We start from the raw sequence: 15,365 nt of genomic DNA on the forward strand, positions 1-15,365 counted from the left end.
GAGCAGCTTACTTTTTCCCATCGGTTTTAGAACGACAGTAAGACGGCAGATTGGCTGCCGCCACTGTCGTGCTGTCTATGCCCTTGACGGTCATCTTATTGGGTACTGGCCCATTGGAGCAAATCCAGGCAACAGGAACCATGGGAGCATCCTCAACAACAGCAGGACGCAAACTGATGACCTTGCCCTTGAGCGCACCATTTGCACTATTCCCAAATGTAATATTTACCACACCATTTTGCACAGATACTGAGCTGACGAGATTGCTGACAATTTTATCGGCGACTGGCAGGCCGGCTGCGAGGTTGTCAGCCGGGAATTTCTGCTCTGCCAGCCAGGCAGCCGCAACTGGTTTTTGTGCAATATCTGCAAAGCGTATCCCGGTTTCCAACTGTTCCCGGATGATTTTGAGCAGAAAGGTGGGAATGGCTATAGATGATAAAATTGCAATAATCACTACGACGGCCATCATTTCCAATAGCGTGAATCCTGAGTGTTTTTTCATGAAGCTGATTTTCTGTAAATTGTTTGATTTCTAGCAATATAGCGGATAAGCCTTGCTTGTCACAATCGAAATATCAAGAGTGGAGTAGGTTAAAACAGCATTTGACAGTTTAGCACTGCACTATGTCGCGCAATATGCTATGAAGCAAGGGGTGCTATCGTTGATAATGCGGGCACGCCAATTATCTTATGCACGATGAATGATCCTATCCCCTTACTCGGTTTTAGCACCACATGGCTGGAGCTGATGTCTTTTGTTTTATCCGTCATCACGGTCGCCTTGAATATACGACAGTTACACTGGGCCTGGCTGTTTTCTATCCTGTCATCCGGTTTGTATGCGGGGGTTTTTTTTGACGCCAGGTTATATGGGGACATGGGTTTGCAGTTTGTCTTCATCCTGGTATCTATCTGGGGCTGGATGAACTGGTTGCGTGGTAACGATGCACATGAGCGCCTCAAGGTCACGCGCTTGAATGCACAAAGCAGGCTAGCGTCTGTAGGGGCGACCCTGCTGGTTTTTGTCTTGCTGGCCTGGTTTCTAAAGACTTTTACCGATACAGATGTGCCGTATGCAGATGGCTTCCTGACGGCAGGCAGTTTGCTGGGCCAGGTTTTGCTTAGCCGCAAAAAACTGGAAAACTGGCATGTCTGGATTATCGTTGATGTCCTGTATGTTGGCCTGTATGTTTACAAGGGCTTGATGTTGACAGCCCTGTTGTACGCTATTTTCATCCTCATGGCTATCATGGGCTTGCGCGCCTGGAGTAAAACATGTCCTCAGTAAATCGTATCGTCATACTGGGAGCTGAGTCTTCTGGTAAATCCATATTGGCCGAGGCTTTAGCGGCACATTATCAAACTGTGTGGGTGCCAGAGTATCTGCGTGAATTTGTCGAGCAACATCAGCGGGTGCCAAGGCAGGAAGAGCAAATCCTGATTGCCAGGACGCAGGTGCAGCGCGAAGCAGAGCTATCGAGCCAGGCGAAGCAATGGCTGTTTTGTGACACTGGCCCCATCATGACAGCTATCTATAGCCGTCATTATTTTGGTGAGCCAGATGCCGAGCTGGCCGAACTGGAACTCTCCCATCAATATGATTTTTGCCTGGTTACCGCACCAGATTTCCCGTGGCAGGCCGATGGCTTGCAGCGCGAGTCTGCCTATGTGCGCGACCGCGTGCATGAAGAGGTATTGAATGTGCTGGATGAAAGGGAGATACCTTTCTTGCTGGTCGAGGGTAGTACGCAATCACGGCTTGAGCAAGTGCAGTTTGCCCTGTCTTTTTTGCTCAGTTAATTCATTAAAAAAGCACTGCAACCTCGCGGAAGCAGTGCTTCTTATTTGACACCCGGCCTGACTTAGTTGCTTTCCATCAGGCTCTTCAAATGGTCTGCACGGGCAGGGTGGCGCAATTTTTTCATAGCCTTGGATTCAATCTGACGTATGCGTTCGCGCGTAACTTCAAATTGTTTGCCCACTTCTTCCAGCGTGAATTCTGTGCTGGTATCGAGGCCAAAGCGCATGCGCAAGACCTTGGCTTCGCGTGGGCTCAAAGAATCCAGGGCTTCTTTCAGTTTCTCTTGGACTGAAGCCTGCATCGCTGCAGCCATTGGCGACAAAGTCATGCTGTCTTCAATGAAATCACCCAGTTGTGAATCACCATCATCGCCAATAGGCACATCAAGGGAAACGGGTTCCTTGGCGATCTTCAGGATTTCACGAACTTTAACTTCTGGCAGGCCCATCTTCTCGGCGATCGCTGCCGGTTCAGGTTCCAGGCCCGTGGTTTGCAAGAGCTGACGGCGTACGCGGTTCATCTTGTTGATGGTTTCTATCATGTGCACCGGTACGCGTATCGTACGTGCCTGGTCGGCAATCGCACGGGCAATTGCCTGCCTGATCCACCAGGTTGCATAAGTGGAGAATTTATAACCACGACGGTATTCAAATTTGTCCACGGCCTTGAGCAAACCAATATTGCCTTCCTGGATCAAATCCAGGAATTGCAGGCCACGGTTGACATATTTCTTGGCGATGGAAATGACAAGGCGCAAGTTGGCTTCGGTCATGGCTGCCTTGGCTTCGCTGGAACGTTTTTCACCAGCTACCATCTGCTTGTTGATTTCGCGCAGATCATGCAAAGGCAAGCGGACGTTGATTTCCAGATCAATCAGTTTTTGTTGCAATTCGCGGGCAGCATGAATATTCCTGCCCAGGATGGCGGCGTAGCTGGAGGTGCCATTGATCTCCTTGTTCAGCCATTCAGGGTTGGTCGCATTCTGACGGAAGTGCTCGACAAAATACGCTCGTGGCATGCCGCATTTATTGACCATCAATTCCAGCATCTGCTTTTCAGTCTGACGCATGGTCTTCATTTGCTTACGCAGACTGTCGCACAGTTTTTCTGCCGTCTTGACGCTAAAACGCATGCCTTGCAGCTCGCGCGTGATGGCAACCTGTGCCTGCTGGTAAGCTGGAGACTTATAACCATCCGTGGCGCGGGCAGCCTGCATTTGTTCAAAACGCATGGCGACAATCGAAAATTTTTGCAAGACCACATTTTTCATGTGCTGCAATTGCTCGTCACTAATGCCGCTGGCATTTTCGGCTACTGCATCATCGTCGTCATCCAGATCGTCGAGGTCATCATTTTCGCTCAGTACTAGCGCAGGAGCGTCTGCCGCATCCGGGTCCAGCAAGCCATCGATAATGTCATCGACACGTATTTCATCTTTGGAAATCTTGTCGGCTATCACCAGAATTTCTTGTATCGTACCTGGGCAGGCGGAAATGGCTTGCACCATATCTTTCAAGCCATCTTCTATACGTTTGGCGATTTCAATTTCGCCGGTACGTGTCAGCAGTTCCACTCCACCCATTTCACGCATATACATGCGTACCGGGTCTGTGGTGCGGCCAAAGTCAGAGTCTACCGTCGCCAGTGCGGCAGCCGCAGCGGCTTCTGCTTCATCTTCTGTGACGTTGTTGGCGACGTTGTCGGTCAACAGCATCATGGCGGCATCAGGTGCAGCGTCATAGACGGCAATACCCATGTCATTGAGAGTACTGATCACGCCTTGTATCATTTCAGCGTCAGCAACATCATCAGGCAGGTGATCATTGATTTCTGCGTGGGTCAGGTAACTGCGGTCCTTGCCCAGATTGATCAGCTTCGTCAATTGCTTGCGATATTGCTCCAGCTGTGCTTCCTGGCTGGCTGCATTGCCGGGTGTTGGCTTCTTGGCCTTGACACGTGCAGCACGCTTCATCTCTGCCGATTCAGCCGCATTCAAAGCCTGGATTTCATCATTTTCAAAATGAAACTCAGAAGACTTGCGGCCACGCTTGGCTGGCTCGCGCATGGCGGGCAAGACATAGGCGGATGTATCTATGTCCTTGATGCTGGATGCAGCCGCCGCAGGTGAGGCAGATACGATGGCATTCAAGGTAGTCGCTACGGCAGCTGTAACTGTAGTTGCACGGCTGCTGACTGGTGTAGTCGATGCAGCGAAGCCGGTGGGGGTGCCGGGCGAGGCTGCAGCCAGCGGTTTCAGTGTGACTACCGGTGCTGGTGGTGCCAGTTTGCCAGAACCTATGCGGGCTTCGCGTTTGATGATAGTCGGCGCGGCGGCAGCAGGCTGGTCAGCCAGCAATAATTTCTTTGCGAGCTTGGGCCCGCTTTTGCGTATGACGACGACACGTGGCTTGGCCACTTCGGCATCCGCAATGCTGGTTGCTGTTTCTGGTTTGTTGTAATTTTCTACAGCATCAGGCACTGGCTCGGCGCCTTCCTCAGATGTGGCGGTTGCGAATAGCATGCTAGTGCTGTCAACACTCTCAGTATCTGCTGCTGGCACGTCGGCGGTATCCTCGCTTGCATCTGTCATGCCGTCAGTCGTGGCTGATTGCAATCTGGAGCGACGTTTGGTAATCACAGTCACAGGCGTCGTTACCAGTGTAGGCGTGTCTTCAGTCGTGTCCACAACGGGAACCACCATCTGAACAGTTTGCACCGTAGCCGCACGCGCGACGCCGAGCGGCTGACGGTTCAGTTGGAGTGGTGGTTTCTTACCTAAGGTGAGCGTAGAGCCTGTTTTTGTTGTAGGAGCAGTGTTTGAGTCAGTTAAGCTATTTTTCATGTAACAAATTCGAATACGACAACAAATGCTTGTCAATGGTGTTTGGCAAAAGCAAGGGCGAAAAGCTGCTGGCGATCATCATTTGCAGATCAACGGCAGGCGCGGCGCGGATAAAAAAGCCCGCTGGTAAAAGCGGGCCAGGTCATCTTGCTGAATCTGGGCCTCAAAAGAGACGAAAGGGCAGAATTATCCTCGGCTTAGGCATTCTTGACAAGCAAGACTTTGCTTTCTTTTGCAGAAAATTTCTAGAGCCTGCCCGCGGCCTGCCCACACTCACTGGCAGATGCCACGGATATGCTGGCTTTGCATGGTTTTTGGGCAGTTTTGCTTGAAGCTTCAAGGGGTGGACTCGTTGACAATATTTGATTCAACTTTGATCTATTTTTGATCTGGATCAGAGTTTGCTGCTCGTAGTGATAAAAAATTGGACAAACTGTTAAGCTAGCGTCTTTGTGCCAATATTTGTTTTTTACATCATGCACTTCATTTTTCGCTTGAACGCCAAGCTGCTCGGCCTGCTATTGGTTTTGCCAGTGGCGGCGTTCGCGCAAACAGCGCAAAAAATCCCTGATACCCTGGAGCAAAGGTTGAAAGCATGCACTGCCTGCCACGGCGCTGAGGGCCGCGCTGGCAGTGACGGTTACTATCCACGCATTGCTGGCAAGCCAGCAGGTTATTTGTATAACCAGTTACTGAATTTCAGAGATGGCAAGCGTACCTATCCCGCAATGGCCTATTTGGTGGGTCATATGTCGGATGCCTATCTGAAAGAAATTGCAGGCTATTTTGCCGATCAACATCCTCCTTATTCTGCACCACTGGCCACAGAGGCGAGCTCGAGCATGCTGGAACAGGGCCGCTTACTGGTTCTGCAGGGCGACAAGGCGCGCAACTTGCCTGCCTGTGCTTCCTGCCATGGAAAGAGCATGACCGGGCTGGCACCCTACATTCCTGGCTTACTGGGCTTGCCACGCGATTACCTGATTGCCCAACTGGGGGCATGGCAAACGGGTAGCCGCAAAGCCCACGCGCCTGATTGCATGCAGCAGGTTGCCAGCAAGCTTAATCCCCAGGATGTTGCTGCTGTGTCGAGTTGGCTGGCGATGCAGAAAATACCCGCGGATAGCATTACGCCAGTATTGAAGGCGGACGAGTATGCGCAATTGCCGCTTAAGTGTGGAGGCGTGGCACCATAGCCTGGAATCAAGCGCATCTCTTCTTAAGAATCACTTAGCTGTAACAAGTCTATGAAAAAAATTGTATTGTCTGTTTTACTGCTCTTGTTGACAGGGGTCATTGCCGTGGCAGCTTATGGTTATTATCTGGTGGATGACACAAGGGTAGTTGCCACTTCCGAAAAACTGTCGGCAGCCGATAAGATCGGTAAGGGCGAGTACCTGGTCAAGGCTGGAAATTGCATGGGCTGTCACACGGCAAGGGGTGGGGCAGCTTTTGCTGGTGGCCGCTTGTTGCAAACCGATTTTGGCAACTTCAAAACACCGAATATCACACCTGATGTGAAAACTGGCATCGGTAGATGGACGGCAGAGGATTTCTGGCAAGCCTTGCACAATGGCAAATCCAAAGATGGCAGTTTGCTTTATCCATCTTTTCCTTACACCAATTACACTCAGGTGTCGCGTGATGATGCGGATGCCATGTATGCCTACCTGATGTCCTTGCCCATGGTGGAAAAACCAAATCAGGCACATGAACTGCGTTTTCCATACAATAAGCGCGCTTTGCTGGCATTCTGGCGCGCTGCCTACTTTCGTCCTGCCAGCTATCAGGTAGATCAGAGCAAGTCTGCAGAGTGGAATCGTGGTGCCTATCTGGTTAATGGGTTGGGCCATTGCAGTGCTTGTCACGGTAGCCGAAATGGCCTTGGTGCCAATGCGGGTGTCAGTGATTTATCTGGCGGTGAGTTGGCAAGCTGGTATGCGCCAGCGCTGACAAATAGCAAGGAAGTGAATCTGGCTAAATGGCCTGCAGAAGAATTGATTGTCTTGCTGAAGTCCGGTGTCAATCAGCACACTGCAGTTTCTGGACCCATGGCCGAAGTAGTCGCAGGCAGTACCCAGTATTTGTCAAATACGGACATCAAATCCATGGCGACTTATCTGCAGGCGATACCGACTGTGCAAGTGGCAGAAAAAGATATACTGGACAAGGCCATGGCTGGCACTGAGCTGGGTGCAGAACGTATGGATGCGGTCTTGAAGCAAGGCGGTGCTTTGTACAAGACTCATTGCCTGGATTGTCATGGGGCACAGGGTGAGGGTGTGGCAAATATTTATCCGGCACTTCAGGCAAATCCAGCTGTACTCAGTCATGCTCTTTCCAATCCTGTACGCATGGTCTTGTCTGGTGGTTTTCCGCCAGTCACCAGAGATAATCCTCGCCCCTACGGCATGCCACCATTCGCCCATACGCTGACAGACAATGAAGTTGCGCTGGTACTCAGCTATGTGCGCAACGCCTGGGGGAATAAAGCGGGCGTGCTGACTTCATCTGAAGTGAATCGTTACCGGTCTGCGGCCATGGAATAGGACGCAAAGTATTGGATTTGTTCTATCCAACTCGCCGCTAGCGTGAGATATGCGAAATACAATTTGGTGACAATTTACATACAGTTTTAAGCAGACTTGGCGCAAGCTGAGTTTTACACTGGCTTCAATTCAAAATTTCTGCAAGGTGAGTCAATTGAAACCTGCTCTTGGTTTGGGCTTTTGCTTTTCTGCAGTGTTGTTGGCGGCGTGTGGTGGTGGCACGGGTACTGGTGCAATCTCTGGCGGAGTGACGCCAGCGACCGGGCTGGCTTTATCCGGTACGGCAGCGACAGGAATGGCGATATCCGGCGCCCCTGTCAATGCCAAATGTCGCACTGGTAGTGGCACCACCACAACAGCTTCTGATGGCGCTTATGCCCTGATAATCGCAGGTGGTGCGCCGCCGTGCGTATTACAAGTGAACAATCCGGCAGACAATAAAAAACTGCATGCAATTGCCATCAATGCAGGTGTCGTTAATTTGACACCTTTGACCGACATGTTATCGACGCGCCTGATGCGTAGCGATATGAGCGGGGTGTTCGCTAATCCTGATGCCGCAGCGATAGAAAAAGCGGTGACAGCCAGCACCATCAAACAGGCGCAAGCCGATGTCACGCAAGCTTTACTAGTCTATGCCGATCTCAGCAAGCTGACCGATTTTTACAGCACCCCCTTGAAGGCAGCAACTTCGGCCAATGCGAGTGCTGGCGATGCACAAGATAAATTGCTGGATAGCCTGAAAGCAAAAATGAGTGCAGCACAACAAAGTCAGATGCTGGATTTGTTGGCGAAGGCGACAGCAGTCGGGCTGCCGCTGGATAATCCTGATCTGAGTTTCAAACCTACTCTGGAACTCATGCCAATGACGGCAACAGTGGCAGTCAACGGTAAATTGAGTTTTTCTGCTGCCACCAATTACCCGCCAAATGTGCGTTATATCCGCCAGCCTGTGAAATGGTCAGTTCAGGAAAACAATGGTGGCAGTATCACGCTCAACGGTGAATATACTGCGCCGGATAAAGCCGGGGTATACCATGTTATGGTGCAAAGAGAAGATTTTCCGGCACTGAATGCCACAGCCACAATCACGGTAAATAGTGCATCATCACCAGTGTTTACACCTTATCTGAATGTCGAAACCAGAAGCATCAGCTTGAAAGCCGGGGCTCAGTATTTCTTTTCTGCGGGGATAAATTATCCGCCTGGCATGTATTACATACGTCAGCCTACCACCTGGTCTTTGGTGGAAGCCAATGCCGGGACAATTGATATACTCGGCGCTTATACGGCACCCGTGCAGCCCGGTGTTTATCATGTCAGGGTCCAGCGTGATGATTTCCCTGAGTTGATGGTCGTTGTTGAAGTGATTGTCAATTAAAGCTCTCACTTACCCAGCTTGTCTTTTGCCGATGAAAAGTGCTATAAAGAAGTAATTTCAGTTAAGATTGCTTCTTTATAAATCTTTTTCATCATATGCGATCACCTTTACTTGCCTGCCTGCCAGCATTTGCGCTGTGCTTTATTTATCCAGTGCTCGCCGCTAACAATATAGACCAGTCCAGCAAGAACACTGGCCCGATCAAAAGTCTGGCAGTTGACCAAAAATCCGATGCACGCTATGTGATTACGACTGTACCTCCAGAGTCAGCCATGGAGCGCTTCGAGATGAAAGATGCTCAAGGACGCAATATTGCCTATGTGGCCATGACGGATGGAGATATTGGTGGCCTGGTGTTTGTCGATAATAAACTCTCCGGCACAGTCTCCAAACAAGATGCGCTGGCATTTTATAGTTGCCGTGGCTATGCCTCGGCCATCAAGTATCATTGGGCGAAAGATGCCAATGCCTGGATTGAGGGGCTGCTGGCTGCCAGCCAAAATACGTCCGCAGTGACTTTACAATTCTCCGGCAAATCCACTTGGCGCAGTATTGTCGAAGTCGTCAATAATCCATCGCTGTCGCAAATCGGTTCACTGGTCGATATCGGCACAAATCCTTTCGGCATATTACGCAAACTGAACAGTGCGCGCGAATCCATGGCTGAGCGTGAGCTGTTTGAAAAGACCAGGCTGCGTTTGATGGAGGTCACCACTGGCACCAGCGAAGAAAAAGTGGCAGAGATCATCAAGCCAGAGGATGTTTCTTTTGCCGTTGGTGGTCTGGTCATGGCTTATCCACGTTTTTCTATCGAGTATTTTATTGCTGATGGCTCGGTCAAAGCGATACAGCAACCGTCTTTCCATTTCCTCTCGCGCAAACAGGCAGCGCTGTTTTATGTACCAAATGCAAAATGGGAACTCTGTACTCCAGAGGCATGGCGCAGTGCCTTGCCAGCGGTGCCGTTAGTACCTGTGACCATTACTCCGGCAGCCGTAAATCCCCCGCCAGCCAAAGCCGATGCAGTCAAATAGACTGGCTCAGCTTACTTCTTCTGGACAATGCCGAGGATAATTTGCCTGCTTGCATCATAGATCACATCACCATCACGGCATCTGATCTGATATCAGGTGCAGCGTATGTCAAACGCGTATTGGGGGTTGAGCCACAGGCTGGCGGCGAACACGCGCGCATGGGCACACACAATATGTTTGTGCGCCTTGGCCCTGAATTATTTCTCGAAGTGATAGCACCAAATCCCAATGCCACCAGGCCAGCGCGACCACGCTGGTTTGCGCTGGATACGCTGATGCCAGTTAGCCAGCCACGGCTATCAAACTGGGTGGTGCGTACGACAGATATACAAGCGGCCATAGGCCAGACACAGGAAAATCTAGGTAACATCGAAGCCATGAGCCGTGGAGGCAATCACTGGCTGATCACAATACCAGAAGATGGTTCCTTGCCCTTGCAAGGCATCGCGCCTGCCTTAATCGAATGGCATACTGTGGCACACCCCGCAACTGGCATGCATGATCAGGGTATGAGTTTGCTCAAGCTTGAATTGTTGCATCCTGATACGACCAGGGTTTCTCAATTGATGCAGGAATTGAAAGTGGAAGGCAATATAGAAATCAAGCCCGTTTTGACAGGACTAGCACCTCAATTGATCGCCTACATCATGACACCATTTGGATTGCGGATATTGTCTTGAACATATTAAGGTGTGCATTTATCTGGCTGGCATGTATGGTCCCGGCATTGTCTTGTGCAGCACAAGCGAAAAGTACATGCTATGGGACTGTAGCCAATGGGCGTCTGGAGGGGGGCATTAGCTTGCCCGCTGAGGGCCGTAATTTTTCTGCTTATAGTGCCCTAGGTGTGAGCCTGGGCAGAACTTATGTCCATTCTGCAGTGGCAGACATTATTGCTCTCGCTTATCAGCAACTGGAATTAACGGCCAGCGATAAAGTTTTTGTTTATGGCGAAACAGGCTGGAAAAAAGGGGGGCGCATACGCCCCCATCGTACCCACAAAAATGGTTTGTCGGTCGATTTTATGGTCCCAGTGGTAGATGTACAAGGTATATCTAAGCCCCTGCCAGGTACTGTCAGCAATAAATATGGCTATGAGATTGACTTTGATGCGCAAGGGCGCTTTGCTGATTATCGTATCGATTTTGTCGCCTTGGCCGAGCATTTGTATCAATTGGATCTGGCAGCAAAAGCAAAGGGCAGAAGCCTGGCATTGGTGATTATTGACCCGCCGTATCAGGCAAAATTATTTGCCACACCTCGCGGCTCCTATTTGCAAGAACATTTGAATTTCATGAAGGGTAAAGCATGGATCAGACATGATGAGCATTATCATGTCGATTTCGCCATTCCCTGCAAAAAGAACTAAGCTCAACCAGTCACCATGCCCTGGACATTCGCTCATCCGCTCGCCATCCTTCCCTTGCAACGTCTTGCACCACAGCGCTTCAATCTCATGGCTTTGATCATAGGGAGTATTGCTCCTGATCTTGGCTACTATGTGTTTGCTTTTGACCTGGCTACGCTGGCCCATCAGTGGCCGGGATTGCTGCTGGTGTGCCTGCCCATGGGCTGGGCCGTTTTCATGTTTATGCGTTTGACGCAAGCTCACTTCATCTATTTGTTGCCGCAAATGCAAAGACAGGCACTGCAGGTGCATGCCACATTGCCCCAGACTTTGGTGGGGCCGCAAATTTTCTGGATTTCACTGGCACTGATCCTGGGGGCGGCGACACATATAGTCTGGGATGCATTCACGCATGCCAGCGGATTCGCCGTTGCCTATTTCGAGGTGCTGCGCAAACCAGTTGAAATAGCAGGTATTCATACTAAAGCTTTTCATCTATTGCAGCATCTGAGTACGCTCTTTGGGTTGTTCGGCCTTGCTTACTGCTATCTGCAATGGCGAAAGAAGCTGCCACATATCGTCATACTCGAACCTCGAGAAAGCGACCAATGGCGTTATTTTTTATTGGTCAGCACGGCCATGACGGCATTCTTGCTGGGCTTGCCTTTGGCATATGGTATGTCCAGCATGGCTGATGGTACATTGGCGAAAGAAGCCTTCCTCTTTCGCCTTGCCCTATGTGCGACTACTAGCTTCGCCTTGCTGTTGAGTATTGCTGCCTTGTTGATAGCCAGGGCCAGGACTGCATCCCACGTGCAAGGATGAAATTTTTGCCCTACATGGGGTTCAAATTCCAGTTCAATACTTCCCCTTTTTTATCGGTGACTGTCGTCATTTCCTTGAATATTCTGGCTTGAAGGTGGTCGGGCAGGCGTACAAAATCAACGCTGTTGACATAGCGGTCACCACGCATAAAGGCCCAGGTGAAAAATTTCATGGCGGCGGTGGTTTGCTGTGCATCTTTAGCACGTTGCTGCATGACGATGAAAGTACCCATGGTAATGGGCCAGCTTTTCAGGCCTGGCTTATCGGTCAGCATTTCTTCAAAATTTCCATTGGCTTTCCAGTTGCTATTTGTCAGGGCAGATGAAAATGCCTCGGCTGAAGGGGCAATGAATCTACCATCGCGATTTTGCAGCAAGGCAAAGTCGAGTTTTTCCTGAGTTACATAGTTGTAGTCGATGTAGCTGATGGCATACGGTGTTTTCTTGAGAGTGCTGGCTATACTGCTACTACCCTTGACCTGTGTCAGGCGGGTGTTCCAGGGAATAGTGAAGTTCCTGCCAAATTTTGCCTGCCAGCTTTTACTGGACTTGCTCAGATAGTCAGAAAAATTATATGTCGTGCCGGATCCATCCTGACGCACGATGACTTCTATGTTTTTATTGGGTAGTCGCACGCCAGGATTTTGCGCACTGATAGCGGCATCATTCCATATTGTGATGTCACCAGAAAAAATACCTGCAAGTATCTCGCCAGTAAGGCGTAGCTCGGCAGTCTTGATACCTGGCAGGTTAATGACAGGAACGACGCCAGAAATAGCAGACGGGAATTGTATCAATTTTTCTTTTTTCAGCTCTGCCTGACTCATGGCAGCGTCGCTCGCGCCAAAATCCACACTGTTTTCTTTGATCTTTTTGATACCGGCAGAAGAGCCCTGGGCTTGGTAGACTATATTTGTACCGCCAGTTTTGCTGTAGGCATCAGCCCATCTTTGATACAGTGGAGCTGCTGCTGACGATCCTGAACCCTGAATTTGCGCATGGGTAATGGCAGGGGAGAGGAGTAATGCAAGGGGGAATAATAAAGAATTGCGTGAGATCATATATAAAGTAAAACGAAATAATTTCGGGATCCTGCATAAGGAAAATGGCGCGGATTATCTCATGACATGCGATATTTTTTCGGCGGGACCATTTTTTCGTAATGTCCCTGTCATTTCTGCTGGCTATGCTTCTTCCTTGCATAACAACAATATATTGTTTATATTGTTTACATGTTTTCTAACCTGGAGGCTGGAATGGCAACCGTAACAACGAAGAAATTGAGTCCGGTAGTGGCAGCAAGCGCAGAGAAAAAAGTCGTGGCTATTAAGAAAATTCCAGTCGCAGCAAGCAAGAACAAGGTTGTCAGCAAGCCCGTGACGGATGAAAAAGCGCCAGTAAAAACAACGGCAAAAGTTACTGCAAGAGCGCCTGCTCGAAGCAAGCCTGTAGCAAAAACCGGGGAAGTGAAACCAGTGCCAGAAGTCGTCGTAGAAAAGCTCAAAAAACCCAAGTTGGTGCGCGACAGCTTCACCATGCCGGAAAGTGAATATGCCGCACTTGGTGCCGTAAAAAAAGCCTGCCTGAAAGCTGGGGTGGAAGTCAAGAAAAGCCAATTGTTGCGTATAGGCGTGGCCTTATTGGGTAAGACAGATGTGCCTACTTTAAAAAAATTGATCGCTGGCCTGGCCCCGCTAAAGGCAGGGCGGCCAAAGAAAGAAAAGTAATGCAAGCTGATGGACTGGCAAGGGCTGCACTCGCTTGAGTGAGGTGAGCTGCCGTCTATATGCATTGATTTTTGCTTGAGAATCCCTGTCTGATGTAAGTCATTCAGGGATTGTTGTTTTTTTGACTTGTCATCAAACCGACATCCTACTGTCATATTGCTGAAGTAATCCTTGATTATTCTTCGTTCGTCGGATCAACGAACAACATGACAAGGACGATGAATGCGATTACTCACGATACCCGCCGATGCTAATCCCAGTTTTTCCAAACTCAATCTGAGCCTTGCTACAACGGCAAAAGAAGTGAAAGAAGTCCAGCGCTTGCGCTATAAGGTCTTTATAGAAAGCATGGGCTTATCTGCTTTATCCAATCCAGATGGCCTGGATAAAGATGAATTTGATGAGCACTGCGATCACCTTATTGTGCGTGATTCCAAGACCCTGAAAGTGGTTGGCACTTACCGCATACTGGGGCCAAATGCTGCCCGCCAGTTGGGGCGCTATTATTCTGAAACAGAATTCGATCTGTCCCGCTTGCAGCATATACGCAATAGCGTGGCAGAAGCTGGACGTGCCTGCATCCACCCAGATTATCGTAGTGGTGCCGTCATCATGTTGCTGTGGGCCGGCCTGGCTGCCTACATGCGCCGCGAACGTTGCTCGCACCTGATAGGTTGCGCCAGTATTAGTCTGACTGATGGTGGCCAGAATGCAGCTGCAATATACCGTGGTTTGTCTGCAGGAGATTTCTCTCCACTGGAATACCGCGTTACGCCTCATACTCCTTTCCCTCTCGATGAAATCGATAGCACGTCGACAGAAGCACGTATTCCGCCGCTGTTGAAAGGATATTTGCGTGCTGGTGCCTGGGTGTGTGGTGATCCAGCCTGGGACCCTGATTTCCATAGTGCTGATTTATTCGTCATGTTGCCGCTGGCGAATCTGGACGACCGTTACGCACGCCATTACGGTACAGGGGAGCAATAAATATGAAGCCAGCCGATCAGTTCCTGAATAGCAAATTGTATAAAACCGGTAAGAAAGAAACCCAGCGTTTCCGCACTATCTGGATTTCAGATTTGCATCTGGGAACGAGCGGCTGCCAGGCGGCCAAGTTGCTGGAATTTTTGCGTGCAACCGACTCAGATACTCTGTATCTGGTCGGTGACATCATCGATGGCTGGCAACTCAAGCGCCGCTGGTACTGGGATCAGACTCACAACAACGTCGTGCAAACTGTCCTGAAAAAAGCCAAGAAAGGCACGAATGTGATCTTCGTGCCCGGCAATCATGATGAATCAGTACGCCAGTTTATCGATCTCGACTTCGGTGGCATTAAGATCAGAGACGAGCTGGTGCATACCACGGCCGCAGGCAAGCGCATGCTGGTTTTGCATGGTGACAGGTTTGATGGCGTCATCGCCTGTGCCAAGTGGCTGGCTTATGTGGGTGACAGCCTCTACACAGTGATCCTGAAGTTCAACCAGATATTCAATAACTGGCGCGCCCGCGTTGGCATGCCTTACTGGTCGCTCTCGCAATACTTGAAGCAAAAGGTCAAGAATGCGGTCAGCTACATCACGCAATTTGAAGACGCACTGGCAGATGAGGCGCGGCGCAAAGGCCTGGACGGCATTATCTGCGGCCATATCCATAAGCCAGAAATTCGCGACATAGGTGGCATCCTGTATTGTAATGATGGCGACTGGGTAGAGAGTTTGTCAGCCCTGGTGGAAGATGCCAAGGGTGAACTCAGGCTGGTGACCTGGCATGAGATCTGCCACCCGGAGCATGTGGCAGACGCAGTGGGAGATACCAATGTGGAAGAGGCTGAACTCGAGGTCGTTACGAGCTAA

16 protein-coding genes are annotated in these 15,365 nt (G+C 50.1%); 13 read left to right on the forward strand and 3 right to left on the reverse strand.

What is annotated here, in order from left to right:
• Positions 1 to 7: 7 nt before the first annotated feature.
• On the reverse strand, positions 8 to 505 hold the full coding sequence (locus Q8K39_RS18805; protein WP_186951908.1) for a pilin: 498 nt from the start codon (positions 503 to 505) through the stop codon (positions 8 to 10).
• A 195-nt stretch (positions 506 to 700) separates the two neighbouring features.
• Here Q8K39_RS18805 and pnuC point away from each other — a divergent pair, with 195 nt between their 5' ends.
• Positions 701 to 1,291, forward strand: coding sequence for a nicotinamide riboside transporter PnuC (gene pnuC, locus Q8K39_RS18810; RefSeq protein WP_186951907.1), 591 nt, complete (start codon positions 701 to 703; stop codon positions 1,289 to 1,291).
• A complete protein-coding gene (locus Q8K39_RS18815; RefSeq protein ID WP_186951906.1) occupies positions 1,279 to 1,803 on the forward strand; it encodes an AAA family ATPase in 525 nt (174 codons plus the stop codon). The genes pnuC and Q8K39_RS18815 overlap by 13 nt, the downstream gene beginning before the upstream one ends.
• 62 nt (positions 1,804 to 1,865) lie before the next feature.
• Here Q8K39_RS18815 and rpoD read toward each other — a convergent pair whose 3' ends face one another.
• Positions 1,866 to 4,394, reverse strand: coding sequence for an RNA polymerase sigma factor RpoD (gene rpoD, locus Q8K39_RS18820; protein ID WP_370868644.1), 2,529 nt, complete (start codon positions 4,392 to 4,394; stop codon positions 1,866 to 1,868).
• Positions 4,395 to 4,621: 227 nt separating this feature from the next.
• On the opposite strand from rpoD, the gene Q8K39_RS18825 reads away from it, so the two are divergent.
• The 8 genes from Q8K39_RS18825 to Q8K39_RS18860 all read left to right on the forward strand — a co-directional run bounded on the left by Q8K39_RS18825 (position 4,622) and on the right by Q8K39_RS18860 (position 11,783).
• Positions 4,622 to 4,978 (forward strand): hypothetical protein, encoded by a 357-nt coding sequence (locus tag Q8K39_RS18825; RefSeq protein WP_186951905.1) that lies wholly within the window; start codon positions 4,622 to 4,624, stop codon positions 4,976 to 4,978.
• Positions 4,979 to 5,122: 144 nt separating this feature from the next.
• Positions 5,123 to 5,842 carry a c-type cytochrome gene (locus Q8K39_RS18830; protein WP_305262637.1) on the forward strand — a complete coding sequence of 240 codons (720 nt, stop codon included), beginning with the start codon at positions 5,123 to 5,125 and terminating at the stop codon, positions 5,840 to 5,842.
• 51 nt (positions 5,843 to 5,893) lie between these two features.
• Positions 5,894 to 7,195, forward strand: coding sequence for a cytochrome c (locus Q8K39_RS18835; protein WP_305262639.1), 1,302 nt, complete (start codon positions 5,894 to 5,896; stop codon positions 7,193 to 7,195).
• A gap of 154 nt (positions 7,196 to 7,349) precedes the next feature.
• Complete coding sequence (locus Q8K39_RS18840; RefSeq protein ID WP_305262641.1) at positions 7,350 to 8,576, forward strand: hypothetical protein; 1,227 nt, start codon at positions 7,350 to 7,352, stop codon at positions 8,574 to 8,576.
• Between the two features lie 95 nt (positions 8,577 to 8,671).
• Positions 8,672 to 9,610 (forward strand): hypothetical protein, encoded by a 939-nt coding sequence (locus Q8K39_RS18845; protein ID WP_186951901.1) that lies wholly within the window; start codon positions 8,672 to 8,674, stop codon positions 9,608 to 9,610.
• Between the two features lie 41 nt (positions 9,611 to 9,651).
• Positions 9,652 to 10,290: a VOC family protein gene (locus Q8K39_RS18850; RefSeq protein WP_305262643.1), complete on the forward strand. Its 639-nt coding sequence runs from the start codon at positions 9,652 to 9,654 to the stop codon at positions 10,288 to 10,290.
• Positions 10,287 to 10,979, forward strand: coding sequence for a penicillin-insensitive murein endopeptidase (locus Q8K39_RS18855; RefSeq protein WP_305262645.1), 693 nt, complete (start codon positions 10,287 to 10,289; stop codon positions 10,977 to 10,979). The genes Q8K39_RS18850 and Q8K39_RS18855 overlap by 4 nt, the downstream gene beginning before the upstream one ends.
• Positions 10,980 to 10,994: 15 nt before the next feature.
• Positions 10,995 to 11,783, forward strand: coding sequence for a DUF4184 family protein (locus Q8K39_RS18860; protein WP_305262646.1), 789 nt, complete (start codon positions 10,995 to 10,997; stop codon positions 11,781 to 11,783).
• A gap of 10 nt (positions 11,784 to 11,793) precedes the next feature.
• On the opposite strand, the gene pstS is transcribed toward Q8K39_RS18860, so the two are convergent.
• Positions 11,794 to 12,843, reverse strand: coding sequence for a phosphate ABC transporter substrate-binding protein PstS (pstS, locus tag Q8K39_RS18865; RefSeq protein ID WP_186951898.1), 1,050 nt, complete (start codon positions 12,841 to 12,843; stop codon positions 11,794 to 11,796).
• A 195-nt stretch (positions 12,844 to 13,038) separates the two neighbouring features.
• Between pstS and Q8K39_RS18870 the strand changes: the two genes are divergently transcribed.
• The 3 genes from Q8K39_RS18870 (at position 13,039) to Q8K39_RS18880 (ending at position 15,365) form a co-directional block, all read left to right on the forward strand.
• Positions 13,039 to 13,509 (forward strand): hypothetical protein, encoded by a 471-nt coding sequence (locus tag Q8K39_RS18870; RefSeq protein WP_222616382.1) that lies wholly within the window; start codon positions 13,039 to 13,041, stop codon positions 13,507 to 13,509.
• Positions 13,510 to 13,731: 222 nt separating this feature from the next.
• Positions 13,732 to 14,496, forward strand: a complete 765-nt coding sequence (locus Q8K39_RS18875) for a GNAT family N-acetyltransferase (protein WP_186951897.1) — start codon at positions 13,732 to 13,734, stop codon at positions 14,494 to 14,496.
• 2 nt (positions 14,497 to 14,498) lie between these two features.
• A complete protein-coding gene (locus Q8K39_RS18880) occupies positions 14,499 to 15,365 on the forward strand; it encodes a UDP-2,3-diacylglucosamine diphosphatase (protein ID WP_305262648.1) in 867 nt (288 codons plus the stop codon).

This window comes from Undibacterium sp. (assembly GCF_030683615.1).
Lineage (GTDB): Bacteria > Pseudomonadota > Gammaproteobacteria > Burkholderiales > Burkholderiaceae_D > Undibacterium > Undibacterium umbellatum.

Excerpts from the sequence above, each read along its gene's own strand:
- Q8K39_RS18805 (WP_186951908.1), bottom strand. The coding sequence starts at position 505 with ATGAAAAAACACTCAGGATTCACGCTATTGGAAATGATGGCCGTCGTA.
- pnuC (WP_186951907.1), top strand. The coding sequence starts at position 701 with ATGAATGATCCTATCCCCTTACTCGGTTTTAGCACCACATGGCTGGAG.
- Q8K39_RS18815 (WP_186951906.1), top strand. The coding sequence starts at position 1,279 with ATGTCCTCAGTAAATCGTATCGTCATACTGGGAGCTGAGTCTTCTGGT.
- rpoD (WP_370868644.1), bottom strand. The coding sequence starts at position 4,394 with ATGACAGATGCAAGCGAGGATACCGCCGACGTGCCAGCAGCAGATACT.
- Q8K39_RS18830 (WP_305262637.1), top strand. The coding sequence starts at position 5,123 with ATGCACTTCATTTTTCGCTTGAACGCCAAGCTGCTCGGCCTGCTATTG.
- Q8K39_RS18835 (WP_305262639.1), top strand. The coding sequence starts at position 5,894 with ATGAAAAAAATTGTATTGTCTGTTTTACTGCTCTTGTTGACAGGGGTC.
- Q8K39_RS18845 (WP_186951901.1), top strand. The coding sequence starts at position 8,672 with ATGCGATCACCTTTACTTGCCTGCCTGCCAGCATTTGCGCTGTGCTTT.
- Q8K39_RS18860 (WP_305262646.1), top strand. The coding sequence starts at position 10,995 with ATGCCCTGGACATTCGCTCATCCGCTCGCCATCCTTCCCTTGCAACGT.
- pstS (WP_186951898.1), bottom strand. The coding sequence starts at position 12,843 with ATGATCTCACGCAATTCTTTATTATTCCCCCTTGCATTACTCCTCTCC.
- Q8K39_RS18870 (WP_222616382.1), top strand. The coding sequence starts at position 13,039 with ATGGCAACCGTAACAACGAAGAAATTGAGTCCGGTAGTGGCAGCAAGC.
- Q8K39_RS18875 (WP_186951897.1), top strand. The coding sequence starts at position 13,732 with ATGCGATTACTCACGATACCCGCCGATGCTAATCCCAGTTTTTCCAAA.
- Q8K39_RS18880 (WP_305262648.1), top strand. The coding sequence starts at position 14,499 with ATGAAGCCAGCCGATCAGTTCCTGAATAGCAAATTGTATAAAACCGGT.